This window comes from Rhizobium sp. USDA 4016, assembly GCF_056279705.1.
Genome location: NZ_JBWCCY010000004.1, coordinates 1,530,441 through 1,550,610, shown reverse-complemented (window position 1 = coordinate 1,550,610; position 20,170 = coordinate 1,530,441). Strand labels below are relative to the sequence as shown.

The 20,170-nt window shown below is 56.7% G+C and carries 12 protein-coding genes and 1 pseudogene; 9 read left to right on the top strand and 4 right to left on the bottom strand.

Features of this window, described 5'->3' with window-relative positions; translation table 11 throughout:
* The first annotated feature begins 152 nt into the window (after positions 1-152).
* The 6 genes and pseudogenes from ACZ9DP_RS22755 to ACZ9DP_RS22730 all read left to right on the top strand — a co-directional run bounded on the left by ACZ9DP_RS22755 (position 153) and on the right by ACZ9DP_RS22730 (position 10,429).
* Positions 153-1,703, top strand: a complete 1,551-nt coding sequence (locus ACZ9DP_RS22755; protein ID WP_283072270.1) for an AbgT family transporter — start codon at positions 153-155, stop codon at positions 1,701-1,703.
* Between the two features lie 37 nt (positions 1,704-1,740).
* Positions 1,741-2,952: a M20/M25/M40 family metallo-hydrolase gene (locus ACZ9DP_RS22750; protein ID WP_476203657.1), complete on the top strand. Its 1,212-nt coding sequence runs from the start codon at positions 1,741-1,743 to the stop codon at positions 2,950-2,952.
* 87 nt (positions 2,953-3,039) lie between these two features.
* Positions 3,040-4,875, top strand: coding sequence for an SLC13 family permease (locus ACZ9DP_RS22745; RefSeq protein ID WP_476203656.1), 1,836 nt, complete (start codon positions 3,040-3,042; stop codon positions 4,873-4,875).
* A 77-nt stretch (positions 4,876-4,952) separates the two neighbouring features.
* Positions 4,953-6,002 carry an AI-2E family transporter gene (locus ACZ9DP_RS22740; protein ID WP_476203655.1) on the top strand — a complete coding sequence of 350 codons (1,050 nt, stop codon included), beginning with the start codon at positions 4,953-4,955 and terminating at the stop codon, positions 6,000-6,002.
* Positions 6,003-6,929: 927 nt separating this feature from the next.
* Complete coding sequence (locus ACZ9DP_RS22735) at positions 6,930-8,573, top strand: alpha/beta hydrolase (protein ID WP_476203654.1); 1,644 nt, start codon at positions 6,930-6,932, stop codon at positions 8,571-8,573.
* Positions 8,574-9,231: 658 nt separating this feature from the next.
* Positions 9,232-10,429, top strand: a pseudogene (locus ACZ9DP_RS22730) (M14 family metallopeptidase).
* Between the two features lie 985 nt (positions 10,430-11,414).
* On the opposite strand, the gene ACZ9DP_RS22725 reads toward ACZ9DP_RS22730, so the two are convergent.
* On the bottom strand, positions 11,415-12,596 hold the full coding sequence (locus ACZ9DP_RS22725; protein WP_476203653.1) for a hypothetical protein: 1,182 nt from the start codon (positions 12,594-12,596) through the stop codon (positions 11,415-11,417).
* Between the two features lie 657 nt (positions 12,597-13,253).
* Positions 13,254-13,631 (bottom strand): helix-turn-helix domain-containing protein, encoded by a 378-nt coding sequence (locus tag ACZ9DP_RS22720; protein ID WP_476203652.1) that lies wholly within the window; start codon positions 13,629-13,631, stop codon positions 13,254-13,256.
* Positions 13,632-14,387: 756 nt separating this feature from the next.
* On the opposite strand from ACZ9DP_RS22720, the gene ACZ9DP_RS22715 reads away from it, so the two are divergent.
* Entirely contained in the window at positions 14,388-16,265 is a 1,878-nt protein-coding gene (locus tag ACZ9DP_RS22715) for an AAA family ATPase (RefSeq protein ID WP_476203651.1), read from the top strand.
* A gap of 392 nt (positions 16,266-16,657) precedes the next feature.
* Positions 16,658-17,470 carry a metallophosphoesterase gene (locus ACZ9DP_RS22710; RefSeq protein WP_476203650.1) on the top strand — a complete coding sequence of 271 codons (813 nt, stop codon included), beginning with the start codon at positions 16,658-16,660 and terminating at the stop codon, positions 17,468-17,470.
* Positions 17,471-17,628: 158 nt separating this feature from the next.
* Here the strand turns inward: ACZ9DP_RS22710 and ACZ9DP_RS22705 are convergent, their stop codons facing one another.
* Both ACZ9DP_RS22705 and ACZ9DP_RS22700 read right to left on the bottom strand, forming a co-directional pair.
* Positions 17,629-18,540, bottom strand: coding sequence for a hypothetical protein (locus ACZ9DP_RS22705; protein ID WP_476203649.1), 912 nt, complete (start codon positions 18,538-18,540; stop codon positions 17,629-17,631).
* A gap of 127 nt (positions 18,541-18,667) precedes the next feature.
* A complete protein-coding gene (locus tag ACZ9DP_RS22700) occupies positions 18,668-19,258 on the bottom strand; it encodes a TetR/AcrR family transcriptional regulator (protein ID WP_476203648.1) in 591 nt (196 codons plus the stop codon).
* A gap of 337 nt (positions 19,259-19,595) precedes the next feature.
* Here ACZ9DP_RS22700 and ACZ9DP_RS22695 point away from each other — a divergent pair, with 337 nt between their 5' ends.
* Complete coding sequence (locus ACZ9DP_RS22695; protein WP_476203647.1) at positions 19,596-20,120, top strand: hypothetical protein; 525 nt, start codon at positions 19,596-19,598, stop codon at positions 20,118-20,120.
* Positions 20,121-20,170: the final 50 nt, after the last annotated feature.

Here is a 20,170-nt window from a genome sequence, read left to right as displayed (position 1 = left end):
CTGCGGGATCTTTTCGGGACACCCTGCTCAGGTTGTGGATTCTGCGCTCACGACTCTGCGGCTGCTCCAACTAAGATGGGTTGTAGTTCGTCCGCGTCGGCGATGTCGGCGTTGCGCCTCGCGCTGCGGGGCTAAGGGGTAGGAGATCACCCATGTCCACGGCGGGAGCGGCTCCAAAAACCGTTATGCAGAGATTCCTCGATGGGGTCGAAAAGGTGGGCAACATGGTCCCCCACCCCGTCATAATCTTTCTCATCCTCATCGCCATAGTGATTGGACTGTCGGCCCTTCTGGGTACATTCGGTGCCTCGATAACCTTTGAGCGGATCAATCCGGAAAGCCATGAGATCGAAGCCGCTACGACTTCGATCAGGAGCCTGCTGAACACCGACGGCATCCGCTTCATGTACGAGTCGCTCATCCCGAATTTCATGAGCTTCACCGCGGTCGGACTGATGATAGCCGCGATGGTTGGCGCTGGCGTCGCCGAGGAATCCGGGCTTGTGACGGCGTTGATTCGGAAACTGGTGATTGTATCCCCGCGCTGGGCGCTGACCTACATCCTTGCTTTCGTGGGCATCATCGCCAGCGTTGCGGCGGACGCTGGCTATCTCGTCCTTATTCCTCTCGCGGGCATCGCATATCTCGCTGTCGGGCGTCATCCCCTTGCAGGTCTCGCCTTGGGCTTTGCCGCCGTCGCCGGGGCATTCACCGTGAACATGCTGATCAAGCCGCTCGACGCGGTTCTTGTCGAGTTCACCAATGACGCCGCCCATCTTGTCGACGCGACCAGGTCGATCGGGTTGGCCTCCAATGTCTGGTTCTCTGTCGCATCAGTTCTGTTCCTGACCGTAGTGATTGCCTTCATTTCGGACCGCATGATCGAACCGAGGCTCGGCACTTACACCCCTGACCGACCGGTGGACGGTGAGCGCACCGGCGAAGGAGCGGTGCTTTCTGAATCGGAATCACGGGGGCTGCGGTTCGCGTTGTTCGGACTGATTGGCCTCGTGATCGTGTTCTGCCTCCTGACGCTGCCCAGCGGCGCACCGCTACGGAACGCCGAGACGGGCGAACTGATCGGCAACTCGCCTTTCATGAACGGCCTAATCGCGCTGATCATGCTGATCTTCCTTGTCTCCGGCTGGTGCTACGGAATCGGAGCCGGCACTCTTCGGACTCTCACCGAGGTGATCACGGCGATCGAGAAATCCGTCAGGAATCTAGGAGGCACGATCTTCCTATTCTTCGTGCTGAGCCAGTTCGTCGCCTATTTCACGTATACTAACATGGGCACCGTCATGGCCCTGAGCCTCTCCGGAGCGCTGCAGGCCGCCAGTATCGGAGCACTGCCCTTGCTCCTCGGATTTATCATCGTCGTAGCGATCATAGATCTCCTGCTGACGGGTGCGATCGCCAAATGGGCGATATTCGCACCAGTCTTTGTTCCCCTTCTGATGAAGCTCGGAGTAGAGCCGGAGGCGGTCCTAGCTGCCTATCGTGTTGGGGATTCTCCGATGAACGCCATCACTCCGCTGAACGCGTACTTCGCGTTGGTCGTAGGTTTCGCCCAGAAGTACGACAAGTCGGCTGGCGTCGGGACCATTGTATCCCTGATGCTGCCTTACGTGGCTTGGATGTTCGTGTTGTGGACCTTGCTATTCGCGGCTTGGAAGATGGTGGGACTACCCTGGGGGCTATGAGAGCTGCTTGAGCGCCAGAATCTAATCGCATCAAAGGATGGACACGATGGACAACCCCTCGATTCCCTTGGACAAGACTGCTGCCGAAGAACACCTCATGCGGTTCCTCTCCGTCGAAGGCGTGACAGGTCATGAGGCGAACATCGCGTCGGCGGTCATCGAAGCTCTGAAAGCTGTTGGCGTTCCTGAAGCGGATATCCGCTTCGATGATGCAAACGACAGGATTCCTCTGCCAACCGAAACGGGGAACCTGATTGTCGATCTTCCGGGAACCCGCCCCGGCCCTCGCCTGCTATTCTCCACGCATCTCGACACCGTCCCTTTATGTGCGGGGGCAAAGCCGCGACGTGATGGCGACCGTATAGTATCGGACGGAACAACCGCTCTCGGCGGCGACGCGCGCACAGGAGTAGCGCTTCTGGTGGTGGCGGCGGAGATGCTGATCAAGCATAACCTCCCGCACCCGCCAATCACCCTCTTGTTCACCGTGCGCGAAGAGAGCGGATTGCATGGCGCGCGCGAACTCGATCCGACCGTCCTCGGCGGACCGGTGATGTGCGTCAACGTCGACGGCCAGCTCGCATCGGACCTCATCGTTGGAGCAGTGGGGCAGGAGAACTGGGAAGTGGAAATCCACGGACAGGCGTCCCACGCCGGCGTCGCTCCGGAGAAGGGTATCTCAGCGACGCTCGTGGGAGCTCTCGCCCTTGCCGAGGCCCATGCGGCAGGCTGGTTCGGGAAAGTCGAGAAACCCGACGGTCGCGGCACAAGCAACATCGGAATATTCGGGGGGAAGAACGGCGGGCCTGCCGGCGACGCCACCAACGTCGTCACCGACTACGCCTTCCTAAGAGGCGAGGCCCGCAGCCCCGAACTGACCTTCGCGACGATAATCGCCAAGGGATATAAAGCCGCTTTCGAGAAGGCGAAGAACAGCGTGAAAGACCAACACGGAGCGACTGCCCGCGTGACCTTTACCCACAAAATCGCCTACCCGCCCTTCAAGCTGAACGAAGATGCACCCGTCGTGGTTCGTGCGACCAAGGCAATGAAGTCGCTGGGACTCGAGCCGAACTATCTGTTCTCAAACGGCGGCCTCGACGCAAACTGGCTAGACAAGCACGGCATCCCGACGATCACGATCGGCGCAGGCCAAGCGGAAATCCACACCGTGAAGGAGTATGTCGACCTCGCGGAGTACGAGAAAGGATGCCGCCTGGGTGTGCTTCTCGCGACGATGCCGGACTAGCCTTCACTTAGGACGTGCGAATGATCGCGCGAACAGGGACCTGCAAAGTTTTCCGCCAGACGCAGTTGTTAGAAGGAAGCTGACCAATTGAGCCCGATAGCCTATATCGCCGCAATCGTCGCCGGGGCCGTCGTTTTGTTCGTTTGGAACAAGCTGCCAGTGGTTCTGGTCGCCATCATGACCGCAATGGCACTCTGGGCAAGTGGGGTGTTGACGGTCGAGCAGGCACTCGCAGGGTTCGGAGATCCTGCTGTCATCTTCATCGCATCACTGTTTGTGATCAGTGCAGGCCTCGAGGTGACCGGCGTGACGGCCTGGGCAGGACAGCTTCTCATCCGCGGAGCGGGCAAGGAAAGCAGATTTCGCCTTCTGCTACTGACCATGGGCCTTGTCGCGCTCCTTACAGCGCTCATCAGCGTCAACGGGGCCGTCGCCGCCCTGCTGCCAGTGGTGGTGGTTATTGCAGTAAGGCTCCGGCGGTATTCATCGCAACTTCTCATGCCGCTGGTGTTCGCCGCGCATGCCGGATCGAAGCTCGCGCTTACCGGATCCCCGGTGAACGTGCTGGTCTCGGACGCTGGCCGCGATGCTGGTGTAGGCGAATTCGGCTTCTTCGAGTTCGGGCTCGTCGGTGTTCCACTGCTTGCCGGAACCATGGCAATAATCATACTCTTTGGCCGTCCTCTCCTGCCGGAACGGAACGGCGCGGCGATGCCGGCCGACTTTAGCCGGCACGCCAAGACGCTGGTCGAACAATATGGCCTTGAAAGCGGTATTCACCAGATGCGGGTGCGGGCAAGCTCGCCCAATGTTGGCGCAGCAGCTTCGTCCATCGTTCTCTCGGGGACGGCCAATCTTCAACTGGTTGCCGTACAGGACGCCGAGTCGGGCGCGCCTCTCCGCAGAGCTACTATCGCCGAAGGAGACTACCTCCTGGTGCGGGGCGACAACGAGGCGGTGGCGGCTCTCGCCGCCGACATGCATCTAGCCTTCCGTGAGAAGACTGAATCCTCAAGCGGCGAGGACATGCTCTTCAATCGCCGGTCCGGCCTTGCGGAGGTAGTCATTCCGCCCCGCTCGGGCCTAATCGGCAGGTCAGTGTTCCCTGGTATGGTCACAGAAAGCGGAGACCTCATTGTTCTCGCGGTACAAAGGGGCGGCAACGAGATCGACAGCGAGGCAGGCGGCAAACGCTCAGGCACGACCACCTTGCAGGCTGGCGACACGATGCTACTTCAAGGTACCTGGAAGGCATTGGATATGCACCTCGACGACCCGGATGTCCTGGTCGTCAGCTCGCCGGAACTTGTCCGGCGTCAAGCAGTTCCAATGGGTCCGGGAGCATGGCAGGCGATCGCCATCCTTATCGCCATGGTGTTTCTGCTCGCGACGGGAATAGTGCCTCCGGTTGTTGCGGGTCTCCTGGCTGCCGGCGCGACGATTCTCGCCGGGATCATGACGGTCGAGCAGTCGTATCGCGCGATAGGATGGACGACCGTGATTCTTGTCGGCGCCATGATGCCGCTTTCCACAGCGATGGTGGAGACGGGAGCGGCAAAGCTTATGGCCGAGCAGCTTGTCGATCTAGTTGGCGATGCGGGACCTATCGCTCTTCTGGCTGGTCTCTTTCTGATGACCGCCGTGCTGGGGCAACTGATCAGCAACACGGCGACAGCCCTGATCATCATTCCCATCGGCGTGGCCGCAGCGACGACCATGGGCGTTTCCCCTCATCCGGTTCTCATGAGTACGTCCGTCGCCGCAGCGGCGGCGTTCCTGACCCCGATCGCCACACCGACGAACCTGATGGTCATGGGACCGGGAGGGTATGCGTTCAGCGATTACTGGAAGCTCGGCCTGCCTCTGATTCTATGGTTCTTCGTCGTCTCGGTATTCATCGTTCCTCTCATATGGCGCTTCTAGGGTGGAACTCCTACCGCCATAACCTCGGTTTATCCCGGAGTTGCCCACATGCCGCCGATTGTCCCTCGAGGTGCACGATGATTGAGCGCGCTCCGGCAGCTGTGCCGACCATCCTCACAGTGATCGGCACGACAACGGCCCTTTATTTCGCGGACGCGGTGCTGGCACCTGTCGCAGGCGCGCTGTTCATCATCGCCATACTGTGGCCGCTTCAAAGCCGCCTGCAAGTACATCTGCCCAGAGTTTTGGCGTTGGCCATCGTCGCGGCGCTGCTGTTAGGGATCTTTCTAGTGTTCATGTCCCTCCTGACGTTGAGCTTCGGCAGGATCGGGCGCTCGCTGATGGCGGATGTCGGTCAGTTTCAATTGCTTTACACTCGCCTCGCCGAATGGCTGGAGGGGCATGGAATACCTCTGGGCGGAGTCTGGGCCGATAACTTCAACTCCCGGGTCCTGTTGCGCGTCCTGCAAGGAATTTCGGCTCGGCTGAACACGATGGTCGCGTTCTGGCTCGTGGTTCTCGTTTATGTCATCCTCGGACTTTTGGAGGTGCCCGACTTGGGAAACAGGATCCGTCGGCTGGCAGACAGCCGAAACGCTGCTCACATGATCAAAGGCTTCGCACTCGCGTCATCGAGGATCCGACGTTACCTTCTTATCAGGACGATCATGAGCGCGGCAACCGGGCTGGCAGTCTGGGCACTTGCCGCTGCATTCGGTCTGCGATTGGCCGCCGAATGGGGAATAGTCGCGTTCGCATTGAACTATATCCCGTTCATCGGTCCCTGGATCGCGACGCTGCTTCCGACATGCTATGCCCTTGCTCAGTTCCAGTCCCCGCAGTCCGCTCTGGTCGTCTTTGCATGCTTGAGTGCTGCACAGTTTGTGATAGGGAGCTACATCGAACCAAGAGTGGCGGGAAACACGCTCGGCATCTCTCCGTCGCTCGTCCTCTTTTCCGTCTTCCTTTGGACGTTTCTCTGGGGAATATTCGGCGCGTTCATCGGCGTGCCCATCACGATCGCGGTCCTCGCGTTCTGCACCCAGTTCGCGTCGACCAGATGGATAGCGGAACTTTTGGGCACAGAGGGGTGGCAAACGGAGAACTTGAACGCAGCTGACGCTTGATCCGCCGCGCACTCCTGTCAAACTGATGTCTGCTAGGGACGAGAGAACCAGCCGACGCCGTCTTGCATGGGCGATGTCTGGTTGATGAATCCTGACAAGGCCATCAGTTCGCCGTTGTCGCCGGTCGCCATTTTTTAGCGCCTCTGCAGGTTTGTACGGCGACCAAGCCGTGCAAGCGAAGCTTCCGACCGGAACGGCTGGTTCCTCGAAGTCGTCTGCCAGGCTTGGAGCGAGCGCATCTGGCGACACAGTAAAAACGACCGATATTCATAGCCGATACCACCGTCTTCCGAAGCCTGCCATCCATGCACCCATCGAACAGATCCGTCGGCGCTGCTCCTCCTATTGACCACGGGCCTTTGTGGTAGCTTTTTCGCGGATCATAATCTTCTCGTAGTGGTAGTCATGAGCCGAGAATCCATGACCTTGACGCTCCGTCCCAATTCATGGAGCAGGTCGCCGTCTTCCTTGACAACCCACAGTCTCAGAGAATGATGCATCCATCGGCACAATCGATGGAGGTCGCGATGGGCAACTTTGTTGCCGCCAAGCTGTGCCTGGCACTGATCCTGATGACGTTCGTCTCCCAACCCGCGCTCGCGCAATCTGTGGATGTCAATATCCGCATAGGGACAAGTCTCAACAATGGCAGGTCGATCACCTGCTCCCAAGGCGAGAGGCTACTTCGCCTCCGCGGATCCGATATCAGGCGGGTAGATTGCCGGGACGCTTCTACATCTACCGGGCCCGGCTCGGCATAAGACGGTTCAAGGTCGCATTGAACTCGCGTGATGGGCGGGTGGTGCGGCCAACAAGGAGGTAGCAGCTTCCCCACGGCCATGCGCGACAGCCTATGCTCGTCCTGGATGTGCAATTGAGGCGGGAGAAGCTATGCAGAAGGTGTCTCGATTGCCCCAAGTTATCGAAATGCTCAAGCTGCACTCCCGCGCGGGAGTGATGATGGCGCTGTTGTTTTTCGCCGGGTCGCTGACACCCAGCATGATTCCGAGAACCGACCTCATTCAGGGCATATTATCGGGACTCGCGACAGCGCTCGGGTATGGCATCGGGCTTTCGGTAACCGCGACATGGACTTTTCTCCAGCTTCCACCGGCAAAGGGGCTGATTGCGCGGGTGATAGCTACGGCGGCCACGCTCGCATGCGCGGTAGTCGCGCTCGCGGCTCTTTTGAAAATGCCTGATTGGCAGAACTCCGTCCGGCTGTTGATGGGATTGGAAGCCGTCGAGATTGGCAGTCGACTACGGACTGCACTGGTGACGGCTCTTGTTTTTCTAATGCTTGTCCTTTTGGGACGTCTCTTCAGGTTCTGCTTCGTACGCGTCTCGACGACATTCGAGCGCTTCGTTCCCGTGCGGATTTCCTACGCGATCGGTGCGATCGTCGCGACAACCTTGTTCTGGTTCGCCGCCGAAGGTATTCTCTTTAGGGTGGCGTTGAGGGTGATGGATTCGTCCTTTCAGGAACTCGATGCTCTGGTGGAGGACGACATCCCCCGCCCCACACAGCCAGGGAAGACTGGAAGCCCGCCGTCCGAGGTGTCATGGGACAATCTGGGGCGGCAGGGACGCCGATTTGTATCATCCGGGCCCACCGAGGCTATGATCCGGGACTTGTTCTACGGCGAAACCGTTGAGCCGATCCGAGTCTATGTCGGAATGAATTCTGCCGGAACCGCGGAAGAACGGGCGGAGCTCGCCCTGCGGGAGCTCATGCGGACTGGCGCATTCGAGAGATCGATATTAATCATTGTCGTTCCGACCGGGACTGGGATGGTCGATCCAGCCGCTCTTGATACGGTGGAGTACCTACATCGAGGCGACGTGGCGAGCGTCGCGGTTCAGTATTCCTATCTTGCAAGCTGGCTTTCACTCCTCGTGGAGCCCACCTACGGTAGCGAGACAGCCGTGGCCTTGTTCCGCGCAGTGTACAACTACTGGATCACGCTTCCACGCGACGACCGCCCCAAGCTCTATCTCCACGGACTAAGCCTCGGTGCCATGAACTCCGAGCTATCGGCCGATCTGTACGATATTATTGCCGATCCGTTGCAAGGCGCTCTGTGGAGCGGGCCTCCGTTCACGAGCAGAACCTGGCGGTCGGTGACGAACGGCCGCGATCCACGGACACCCGAATGGCTCCCGCGGTTCCGCAGCGGCTCAGTTTTTCGATTCACGAACCAGAAGAACGCATTGGATATCCCCGGCGCTGTCTGGGGGCCGATGCGGATCGTCTACCTCCAATATGCCAGCGATCCGATCACCTTCTTCGACACTGCCACGTTATACCGGGAGCCGGACTGGCTTCGTCCACCACGAGGCCCCGACGTCTCGACGGAAATCGCGTGGTATCCAGTCGTCACGATGTTGCAGCTCGCTGTCGACATGGCAATCGCGACAACGTCGCCAATGGGTTACGGGCACGTGTTCGCCCCGGAGCACTACATCGACGGATGGGTAGCGGTGACCGATCCGCCGAACGTAACCGCCGACGACATCTTGCGGCTGAAGACTTTCTTCGCCAATCGCCGAACCGGAAGCGGAACCGATTGACAGAAAGGAAGTCGAATTAGGGGAATCACGGACATGGACTGAGGCAACGATCTTAACCGCGCGCCCGGGGTTATCCCGGTGTGGCTGACTACATTGGACAATAGGCCGCGAGAACAGAGCAGCGCTTTCAAGAATATCGTCTGATGTAGGACGAGACGCACAGTTTTGGAATTCTGAGCCAATGGCAAGGCGGCCAGAAGGCGCTATCTTCAACGACTGAAACGGAACTGATTAGGTTTGACTATTCCAGTACTGATTATCTCGATGGTAGTGGAAAGGAACAGAACAACAACTGCGGCGCTGCGCTGCTTGCGCTCACATATGCAGCATCGTGAGGGTTCTCAAGCTGTAACCACGATCCACCGGCGATTGCAACGAAGTCCAGGCATTGTTCCTGAAGCAACTGCCCAAATTGGATCCCGGCTGCCCTCGGTTCTTGCCAACGGTGGCCTCCGGATTCGGGACTGTTGATCGAGCGTGAGCGAAAATGGTGAGGTGACGATGCTGTCGAAGGCATCGTAGCGGAACCGCGAATTTATGCACTAGGTGCATTCATCTCGCGAACGTGGGGCCCCTGCTCAGATGTCGATCGAACTAAATCATGAAATGCCAGGAAATCTATCCGCCACCCCACCCACATTTCACAAGGGACTTCATCATGTCCGGCAACTCCAAAAGAGGCCTCGACCGTCGCGATCTGCTAATAGCATCCATCGCCACGGTCGGCGCCGCGGCCACTCTCGCAGCTGGCTCTGTGAAAGCCCAGGATGCAGCGGCTCCCTGCCGAAGCCGCATCCGATGGGTCTCAGGGAACGGTCTATACCGGCGAAGTGATCCAGGGAAAAAAGGTCGTCAGCGCGCTCGACGTCAACGACCTGGAATCTGGGCAGAAGCACCTCTTGTATTTTCAGGGCGTGCAGATGCCCACCGGACAGTACTGGTATGTGTCAGTGACGGTCGCCAAGGGGGCGAAGCCGGGCAAGCGCGTCGTCATGACCAGTGGCGTGCATGGCGACGAGATGAGTTCCATACATACGGTCCAGACCGTGATGAACCAGCTCGACCCGGTGCAGATGTCGGGCACGGTGATGACGGTCACGGACATCTCCCGCCCGGCCATCGAGGGCATGCAGCGGAGATGGCCCAATTTTGGCAGGGGCAACGATCTGATCGACATGAACCGGGAATGGCCAGGGAACGAGAACGGCGCCACCGCGCCGAGCCGACACGCCGGGCTCCTGTTCAACCGACTGCTGCGGCCGAACGCCGACGCCGCGATCGACTTCCACACCGGGACGAGCGGTTTCGATGTCACTGCATTCAACATCGGCGGCATGGACATTCCCGAGGTCAAGGCGATGGTGGAACTCTACCCAGTCGGCCAGATCTTCGACAGTCATGTGTATCCCGGTGTCCTTCACAACGCTTTTGTCGACGCAGGCATCCCGTCCTTTTGCCCGGAGATAGGCGCTGCACGGGTCTTGGACCTCGAGATGATCTCGCTGTTCGTGGAAGGTACGATGAACGTCCTCAAGCATCACGGTATCATTGCTGGGCCCGTGGGGCGCACAGGCAAGGACGTGAGTGTTTTTCTTGGCAACAGTGCGTTCCCGATACTAGCAACAGAAGGCGGGATCGTCGAGCACCTGGTCAAGCTCAACGACAAGTTCGAAGCCGGGCAGAAGGTGGCGATCCAGCGCAACAGCTTCGGTGAGGTTGTTGCGGAATATACAAGCGGCGTTACCGGAGAGGTGACGGGCCAGCGCAGCGACGCGATGTCCGAGCCTGCCAACCCCCTTGTATTCATCCTTTTCCAAAAGCCGCCGCCGGAGGGCGTCGAGGCTTACCCTGAGTGATCTTACGCGGCCTCGACCGCGGCAAGCCAACACGTCGTGCTGAGCCGCGTGCTCAAGCAAAGAGCGGGCACCGCTCCCGGAAATGGCGGCAGATGATGTCCACTGCCGAACTAAGCACCTCAGGAGAGATACACACCATTGCACTTAAGCCAGAAGGCGGATCGTGTTCGTTCGACCTGTCAGCGGACAAGGGTGGGGCCTGGTCGACAATTCGCTGGCCACGAACGCTAGAGCGCAGTCCACAGAAGGCTAGCCGCGTTGTCAGGCTCGATCCGTTATACCCTGACCAACCCAGGGTTACCTCACGACCCAAACCCATGAGGGCACTGGTGAAGCGGTATTTACCCGACGATCCACTGACTGAAGATCAAGTTTCTTAACCGGCAGATCGCAGCGTCGGCAGGTTGCTCCGACTGAAAAATTGGCGGGCTGGCGCCCGACTCTTTCCTTCGGTGTAGTTGAACAACCACGTCATCATGCAACACGGATGAACGGCAACCGCTGAGTTGCCACTGGCCGTCCACCTTAAGCGCTCTACCCTGCATCGGGGTGGCGACCGTCGAGCAAGGTCCCGAGGGTCAGCATCGCTCCTGCTTCGCACAACACGCTCGTTCCAAGGGCGGCCGCGAGCGCGGACGCAAATGGGGTCTTTCCAGTTCCGGCAGTCCGGAAACAAGCGCCCCGGCGCGGGCGAGCTTCCACTCCAACTGCCCGTTACGCCACCGACCTTTTATCTCGTCGTTGCCGGGCAAATTAAAGAGGTTGAGTCCAGCACCATTCGCTCGATTAGATCATTGATTTCTTTGATTTTATCTTCGACGTTGTATGTTAATAAATGGTTTCGCCATGGGTAAATCAGTTTCCCTTTTCCCGAATCTGTTTCGCTATAGGCCGGAGTTATTTCGCTTTAAGCCGGGTTCCTCAATATATCGCCAGAAGTTTTTCTTGATTCGCCTAAGTGGTTGTTTTCTAAGTGGTTTGGAATTTATTTTGATTCACGCCGTGATTTCGGACGTCGCTGAGCGCTGAAAATCTTCAAAAAGGCTTCGCCATCTTCACGCCGAAGCACACCCACATTTGGCAATGCTCGTTCGAAGCCCAATCTCTCAATAGACATCCACAAAGACCTAGAATCTGTTCTATGACCGCCGACCCGGGCGTGGGCCCGGATTTCCGCGCTGGACATGAACCTATCCTGGAAGTCCCACACGTCACGAAGTTTAATCCTGCCAGCTGGTAACGCTTTCGCTTGCTTCAACAGACGAATGGTATCCCACCCCATTCCCAGATAAAAGCTCTCGTCTTTCATATTGGTTAGCAGGGTATCGCCATCGATTTGTGGTTCCCGCATCAGACAAATGCGCTCCAAAGAAACTTCTTGAATTGTATAAATCCTGTTGAAAAGCCTGCCTGACTTTTCTCGGTTGATAGAGACCTCGATCTCACCTCGCAATATTGCGGCAAGAACTTCGGCCCAAGGATGCCGAGATGGTCTTGATGACAGCACGATGTCCGTCACCGAACTTCCAATCCTGCCGTGGACCGCCCGATTTTCCAGCGCCTCTAGATCGAGCGGTGGTGCATCTATCCTTGCGCCAAGACGATCTCTGAGTCCTTTGTCAGGACACAGGATAGAGCCCATTTTGTACAACGACAGCATTTCGCTCACCGGGAGACCGAGTACAGCCACCTGATCGGTTACTGACGGCGGAAACGTGAAATAAAGCTCCTGCCGATCTCCCGAAGGATGCTGGAAATAGTGCTTGGTACGAGCCCCTGATATTGAGCTTTTTCTCAACTCGGTCGCCAGCAGTTTTCTGAGCGAATGAAAAGCTAGCGGAACTCCTAAAGTCAGGGGGTGGTCATTCTTGTTCCGCAGGTACCCCTTCGTTTCCCTGACCTTGTCAGCAACTTCCAAGAACTTGTTCGGCCAGCCAAGAACAGCGCCCGCTGCTTCGATCAGGGCATCCGAAGAAACGTTATAGTGTTCAGTTTTTGTGAGAACCTTCTCGTGAACACCGCCATTTTTCTCTAAATGCAGTAATTTTGCGAGTGTTACTATCAACGCAAAGATTTCGCCTTTCGAGAATGGCGCTAAGCAGTCCGCTAGGCGAAATTTCTTCGATCCTTCATAGGCCGGGTCGATAAGAGACAACAACGAAGTCAAGCGAAGCCTCCTCTCCAATTCGTACGATCTCCTGAGGATAGTCACGAAGATCAGCTCTGCAACGAGAGCAATAGAAAACCCCGACGGACACCTTCGATGTCAGCGGCGACGAACAACTGGGACAGTGTGTAAGCAAAGTCTCTCGATTCGATGGATCGAACGAAAAGCATCGCAATGCCCAAATAGCCCGTTGGTACCCGTTCTGCTTCAAGAACCGAGGAGAAACTCTTCGAAGGTTACTGAAATAGTTTGGTGAAACTGTAGTGCCAAAAAATTCCACTCGGCCGTCCGCCTTGCGATAAATCAACGGCTCAACTTCCTCGGGGCTGATACCGATCACTCTCGCGATCTGCCTCGCGTCGATTTTCTGTTTCGCGAAGGTGAAATGTGAACAGCTCAAGTTTACAGACACGCCCATAAACTTGTTGAGGATTTTCAGTCTGTAAAAGCCATTTTCCGCTACGCACCTGAATAGTAAATCCAGCAATCCTTCGCCGGGGAACGGGCTGAGTTTCAACGCGAAACTCAGCCCGTCCTCGTTTGCAAGCGGAAGACCCGTGGCGTCGTCGAAATCGGTGTCGGAGGGATCAACCTGGCGCAGCTGCCGGTTCGTGAGTCGAGACGTAGGGTTTCGGATCGCCTCTCTCATAAGAACCTCTACCTTCGTTGCGGAATTTCTGGATTTTCGGTTTTCCACCGCACACCGACACCAGTCGTTGAGGTCTCGGCGATCAGCACGATATTCAGATCGGAGTAGGCGCGATCCAACTTCCGCAACGTTGCAAGGTTCACGCCCGAAATCTCACCCAATTCCAGCCTGGCCACGAAATTTCGATTAATGCCAGCGTAACTGGCGACGCCGACTTGGGAGAGATTTACTAACGCTCGCGCAGCTCGATACTGGGCGCTTCTATGTGGGTCATCTGTGCTGGGTTTCCGAAGCCGCACCCCCGCCCCCAAGCCATTCTCTGCCTCGATAAATTCTACACCTTCGCGTTCCAGCGCTTTGCGTAGATCAATCGCGGCCTTCGACATGAGTTTGTATTTTCCTGCCTCCCAACCGCCAACCTCGCGCCTATCGAGACCGACCCATCCGGCCACAACTTCTTGCTCCTTACCAAGAAGGGCTCGCGAGGCACGGAGAAGGCTGGCGAAGACTTGCATAGACGGAAGAACGGCAATGGGGCGCAGAATGTCAACATTATGCGCTTACACCTCAAAATTCTCGCATATGACTCTTTTTCTTTGCTTATGCCTCACGAATCGTATTTCCTTGCGGTCACATCGAAGAGCAAATCGCGAATCGATGGGGTAATACTCAGGCAAATCCGGTCGATCAAACGACCGCTGTCTTCGCATCCCGCTCCAGACGCAAATCCTATTTCGGCGTGGACGCACGCCGAAAAACGAACCTCTGCGACTGCTAGACAATCAACCGCCGCGATCCACGGATTGCGTACCCAAGGAATGCCCAATGTTTGACAAATGGCTCGGTACACCCCCCGACGTGATAATTCCGCGACTGAAATCCCTCGTCGACGATCTTGAAAATCTCGCCGCCCCGCATCGCTTTCCAAACATTAAGGATGCTGTGATCATCCGAAATTGCATCCTTGCAAACCGCGCTGTGCCTTGTCTCATCGGCGAGATGAACGGGCACCCTTCCATCAAGGGCCCCGGAGTCACGAGCGAAATCTTCTATTTGGACCAGAAGCGAAAATTGGCGAGGACACTCAGCCGATGGTACCGCTTCGATGAAGGCCTTATCTGACCCCGACGTGGAGAACATCGATGGATACGGCCTTTAAAGACAACCTCGACGAATACATCGGCAAACTTCAACAGATATCGAGGCAGCTGCATGGTTCGCGGTCCGCGAGCACTTGGAGAAACAGGCGAGACGGCGCGGTAATCGCGATGAAATCCGCACGCGTTTTCCTTGCCTATTGTGCTTTGATCAGCTTCATTCGGCGAAATATTGATCTGATCTCTGAGCCCTTTTGCGTAGCGCTGGTTATCGTACCGGCTGGATGGCAGCTGAAAGATATCCAGGAAGCGGCGAAAATAATCTTCAAGTACGAGAAGGTTCGTTTTTGCATACATCCAGCTGCGAAGAGCAGGCGCGGTTGGGAAATCGACCCTGCCGAGCACCTTACAACAGATAAGTTGATCATCTTCGCCCACGAGAACAGCACCATCCACGAGGATTTCGAACTCGCGGCAACGGTCCGTGACCGCCTCCTCCTGTGTGACCCCGGCCACCTTCGGGCGCTTGGGCGACTTCGAGGCTGCGGCGATATCTCCGACGACAATATTGCGCTGATTGCCGAACAGCCTTCGGAGAGGATGGAGGCTATCTATCGGATTGGACAACCGGCCGAGCGGGCAGCTTTACGGCTCCTGAACGAAAGCAAGCAGCGTCCGACAACCGCCGAAACAAACCGGCTGGATATCTCCAAAGGTTTTGGGGCGGCCGGCATTTGGGCCCAAGAGCTAAAAAAGGACCTGCTAGACTGGCGAGATGGCAGGCTACATTGGTCTGATGTTGACAAGGGATGCCTCCTCTATGGCCCGCCTGGAACTGGAAAAACGAGGTTTGCGGCGGCCCTCGCGGCGGAATGCGACATGCATCTGGAAGCTACCAGCATTTCCAGGTGGCAGAGCAGCAAAGACGGTCATCTGGGCGATATGCTGAAGGCGATGTACCGATCCTTCGCAGCCGCCAGGGAAAATGCGCCCTGCCTACTGTTCTTGGATGAATTTGACTCCATTGGTGATCGCGCGAAATTCGATTCCCGACACGCAGACTACAGTACCCAAGTGGTCAACGCACTTTTGGAATGCCTCGATGGCATCGAGGGGCGCGAGGGCGTGGTTGTCGTCGGTGCGTGTAATCACCCTGAACGCATCGACCCCGCCCTTGTCAGGAGCGGGAGGCTGGAGAAACACGTCCACTTCCCTTTGCCGGATGCGCATGGTCGCGCCCAAATCCTCGCATTCCATCTTCCTTCGCTCGCGGAACATCCCTCTCTAAAGGAAATCGCGGCCAGGTTGCCGGGCAAAAGCGGAGCTGATTTAGAGCGCCTGTCGCGGGATGCGAGACGAATTGCGCGGCGGGAGCACCGGTCCGTAACAGTTGACGATCTCTGTGGGAAGATCGAACCGCTGCCTATTTTGAACGAGGGCTATCAGTTGCAAATCGCCATCCACGAAGCTGGTCACGCACTCGTTGCCCACGCGCTCAAGGTTGGAAACGTCGAACGAGTGGAGATTTTCGACAACGCCGAGAACTTCGCGACGGACATCGACGCTCACGGGGTGACAGTGATGCGATACCCGACGGTGCCCTTTCAAACCAGGTGGGAAATGATGAACCGGATCGCGTTCCATTTGGCTGGCGCGGCGGCGGAAGAGGTCTTCTACGGCGACCGGTCGACCACAGCGTCAGGGGCCAGCCAAAGCGATTTTGCGAGGGCAACGGAAATCGCTGTGGAAATGGTCACTAAATGGGGGTTCGGGAAATCGCCCTACTATCTCCCAGGCGCCGTAAACACGGGCAGTCCGGCTGAGCTTTGGCGCGATCATCGATTGAGAGATGAAGTCAACGAAATCCTTCAGACGGATACGGGCGGGCAAGAGATATGCTCAGCGGATTTCAGCACACGCTAGTGACATTCGCCGTCGAACTGGCCAAACAAACGCAAACGATTGCAAGGAGATCAGTTAGAAAAGCTTTGGCCAGGAGCACCGGCTACAGACGAGACGGAGATAAGGAAATGCTGAGCATCCTTTTTGTTCCCATTTCCTTGGCCGAACCGAGAGAAGCGTGCTCTCGCGCTGCCGTCACCCATGACGCTTTATGTGACCAGACGCGCCCGGCGAACAAAGCGTGACACCTTCAATGGCGTATTTCCCACGATGGTAAAGCGTCACGGCCCGTTCCTGTGTCTCTGAAACCTCGCTGACGACCAGTCTTCTGACAAATTTCGAATTAAACGGACAGCGGCGGATATCCCGGCGCGTCATCCCTACCCCTTTGGCTTTACAAAAGGAACGGTCGAATGCGAGCATGGATCGTCAGTGACATCCACTTCTCCCCTATGGATTCTCTGTGGGGTACTCCGCTTAAAGTGCCAGATGCGGATATCTGCATCTGCGCGGGTGACATTTCGGACGTTGTTTCAACGAGTATTGCTTACCTGCGCCGGAATATCGAACGGTATATGCCCATCATCTTGGTGCTGGGCAATCATGACTACTACAGCGCCAGCATCGATTTTGCGCTGGAAAGGGCACGTCGCCAAATCGAAGGCACCCGCATCCATCTTCTCGAAAATCAAAGCATCGATATTGCCGGTTGCCGTTTTGTCGGCGCTACCCTTTGGACGGATTTCGCTGTCTCGGTCGGCGGCGACGAGCACGTTCCACCTGAAGAGCGGAGGGTTAAAGCCTTCCGCCTTGTACCGTCACAGATGGCGGACTTCAATTGCATTTTTCGATCCGATGAACGTCGCCCAGGCGAAAACGGGCTGCTCACGGTTCACGAAATCCTTGAGCGCCACATCGCGAGCCGGTCGTATATCGATCAAGAACTCGAAAAGCCGTTCGACGGTCGCATGGTTGTTCTGACACATCATGCACCGCTCACAGAAAGCTTCGACTCCCGGTTCTACGGTCATATAACCAACGCGGCTTTCGGAAGTGATCTATCCGATCTCATCGCGCGGCGACGGCCGTCTATCTGGGTCCATGGTCATATTCATAGGGCCCGAGACTATTTGGCTGGCGACACTCGAATTATCTGCAATCCTCGTGGCTACGGAGGCGAGCGAGACATGAATGGATTTCGTCCTAGTCTTGTAATCGATCTGTAGAGGTCTTGACGAAAAAAAATCGCAGTCATGCCGGAAAGAGGATACGACTTCAAGTTAAGTTCCGGAAAGCGTCTTAAAGTGCTGCGGCCAGTGCCTCCATTCAGATTATGTGGCTGATGGCGAGGTTTTCTTCGCGTGAAGAGAGAAGGAGAATGAACTCAGAATGAAAGGCTGTCATCGATATCTGCGAAATACCGATCCCTACGATACTCGACATATGCCTGCTCGATACGCTCAACAATGTCGCTTATGAGTTGCTTTACACGAGAGACTTCCAGTGACGTGATTGAAACAACGTTGCCATCATTGTCACGTCCGTTGCGGTGCACGATATGGTGCCTCTTCTGAATGACTTCATCCATTTCAAGTTTGTTGCCATCGCTTGAATATAAATCGACACGCAAGACCGCTTTGTAGAATTTCGCAACTTTTTCCAGATCGTGGAAGGAGAAACGCTGGAGGAAGGCCTTGGTGGTTTTCTTCACATAATCCGGCTGCTTCGCGATCTCGATCAACTTTTCTTTGGTCTCGCGGAGGGCTTCGCTGCTGCCGATTAAGGCAATCAGTTTGGCATTATCATCGGAAATGAGGTTGATAAGCCTGTCGCTGAGATAGGCTTCCAAAATTGCCACATACTGCAGGTGGAGCATCTTCAGCAGTGCCGCTTTCGCAGCGCCGGAAATCGGCGCGTTAATATCAACTTCTGAGAGTTCCCGGACGGATTGCGAATAAACCTCGTACGGTTCATATGGCTCATACCCGGCCAGAAATTCATCGTAATCGTCGTGGTCGTACGTGTCATCGTGGAACTGGATTTGAAGATCAGGCATCCCGGCTGCGTAGACACCCTTCTGGCCAGCATTAGCAACAACGGAGAGAACGTATTCGGCCCCGCATTTCGAACAATCTAAAGTGGTTTCGGCGGTACCTACTCCTTCGGACATGGGGTCAGCGGTCCAGTCGAAGGTCGCGTCCTCAATGTAATCCTCGACCGGCTCGTCGCATTTGCGGCAACCGAAGTATACCTTCAGGCCGGGGTGCTGAAGTAATTGTTCTTTGATCTGAGACACTGGCGCACCGAGCAATTTGTCCTGAACTAGGAGGTCTGCAGTGGATACGATGCTTTATTGCCGGTTTGCAACCGTCTGACTTGTCTTCCCCAGAGCATGCCCTCAGGTCGATAGCTCATCCGACACCTCATGAGCGCGTCGCCATCACTCCTGCCGACGCCAGGCGGCGAAACATCGCATCAATACGCTGGGGCGGCAGCTTCGCGCCTTCGTTGAGCCACCAGGTCAGCACGGCCATATAGGCACCGACGACATAATGGACGACGAGTTCGCGCGGGATGGGGTCAGGAGAATTTTTGTCGGGGTTTGTGGCCAACTCATCGCGGACCAGATCAGAAAGTATCTGACGGATTGTGCCAAGTGCGACCGTGCCTCCCCGGCTGCCAGCCAGCGCCCGATATAGATCGACATGATCACGGGCGTGTTCGAACATAGCCAGACTGAAGCAGAAACTTTCTCTAGGTCCATCGCCTTTCACTGTGCAAGCGGCCGTATCGGCGAGTTGCCTGCGCAAGCGGTCCAGGCCGCTCTGTTTCAAGTCATCCTTGCCCGTGTAGTGGAGATAGAACGTCGAGCGACCGACGTTTGCTGTTTGGCAGATTTCCTCGACAGTGATTGGATCGTAGCCGTTTTCCAGGATCAAGGAAATCAGGGCCCGGTGCAGCGATGTCCGGGTGCGGGCGACGCGACGATCTATCGTATGCTTCGTTGTTTCCATCACTATTCCCGGGCAGATCGAGCAGATCGTCCAACATCGGACCTTCCCGACTGTTTGTTCGTTGACAGGAGTGAACATCATATCTGTTATCAGACACGCTGTTCAGTTTTGTTTCTGAAACAGACGGAGCCGTTTCCGAAGGACCCACGAAGATGGTTGACAGACCCGCCTACCCCGGCATGCCCCGCTGGGTAAAAATATCCGGGATTGTCGTCGGCGTGATAATCTTGCTGGCTGTCGTTTTGATGGTCTCCGGCGTTGGTGGTCCTCACGGGCCAGGCCGCCACCTCTCTCCCCCTGATACGGACAGCCAGAGACCACCCGCAGGTGATCAATGATGATCATGACTCCTGGCTTCCGCAAGATTGCTCTCGTCACGCATATCGTTTCCTCGGTCGGGTCGCTCGGAGCGGTCGCAGGCTTTCTTGCGCTCGCCCTCGTAGGGCTGACCAGTCAGGACGTTCAGGTGATGCGGAGCCCCTATCTCGCAATGGAAGTGATCGCGCGGTTCGTCGTGGTGCCTTTGGTTTTCGCCTCCTTGCTCACGGGGCTCGTCCAGGCACTGGGCACCACATGGGGGCTGTTCAGACACTACTGGGTCTTGGTGAAACTCCTGCTGACCCTCTTTACCCTGATCGTCTTGCTGCTGCAGATGGAGGGAATATCCTTCATGGCAACGGTGTCGACCGAGACAAGCTTGTTGAACACCGACCTTCTCGGCCTGAGGCGCTCACTCGTTATCCATGCTGCCGGTGGTCTCGTCGTACTGCTCGTAACGACAATGCTGTCGGTGTACAAACCGCACGGAATGACCCGATACGGGTGGCGCAAGCACCAGGAGCGGGAAGGCGGCCGAACGTAAGTTTTCGCGGAAAATGATTTAGCGGCCAGCTCTATTTGTGGTATTCTGCA

What these genes read in the sequence shown, in the direction of transcription:
- ACZ9DP_RS22755 (WP_283072270.1), top strand. Translation starts at nt 153, where the DNA reads ATGTCCACGGCGGGAGCGGCTCCAAAAACCGTTATGCAGAGATTCCTC.
- ACZ9DP_RS22750 (WP_476203657.1), top strand. Translation starts at nt 1,741, where the DNA reads ATGGACACGATGGACAACCCCTCGATTCCCTTGGACAAGACTGCTGCC.
- ACZ9DP_RS22740 (WP_476203655.1), top strand. Translation starts at nt 4,953, where the DNA reads ATGATTGAGCGCGCTCCGGCAGCTGTGCCGACCATCCTCACAGTGATC.
- ACZ9DP_RS22735 (WP_476203654.1), top strand. Translation starts at nt 6,930, where the DNA reads ATGCTCAAGCTGCACTCCCGCGCGGGAGTGATGATGGCGCTGTTGTTT.
- ACZ9DP_RS22720 (WP_476203652.1), bottom strand. Translation starts at nt 13,631, where the DNA reads ATGTCGAAGGCCGCGATTGATCTACGCAAAGCGCTGGAACGCGAAGGT.
- ACZ9DP_RS22715 (WP_476203651.1), top strand. Translation starts at nt 14,388, where the DNA reads ATGGATACGGCCTTTAAAGACAACCTCGACGAATACATCGGCAAACTT.
- ACZ9DP_RS22710 (WP_476203650.1), top strand. Translation starts at nt 16,658, where the DNA reads ATGCGAGCATGGATCGTCAGTGACATCCACTTCTCCCCTATGGATTCT.
- ACZ9DP_RS22700 (WP_476203648.1), bottom strand. Translation starts at nt 19,258, where the DNA reads ATGGAAACAACGAAGCATACGATAGATCGTCGCGTCGCCCGCACCCGG.
- ACZ9DP_RS22695 (WP_476203647.1), top strand. Translation starts at nt 19,596, where the DNA reads ATGATCATGACTCCTGGCTTCCGCAAGATTGCTCTCGTCACGCATATC.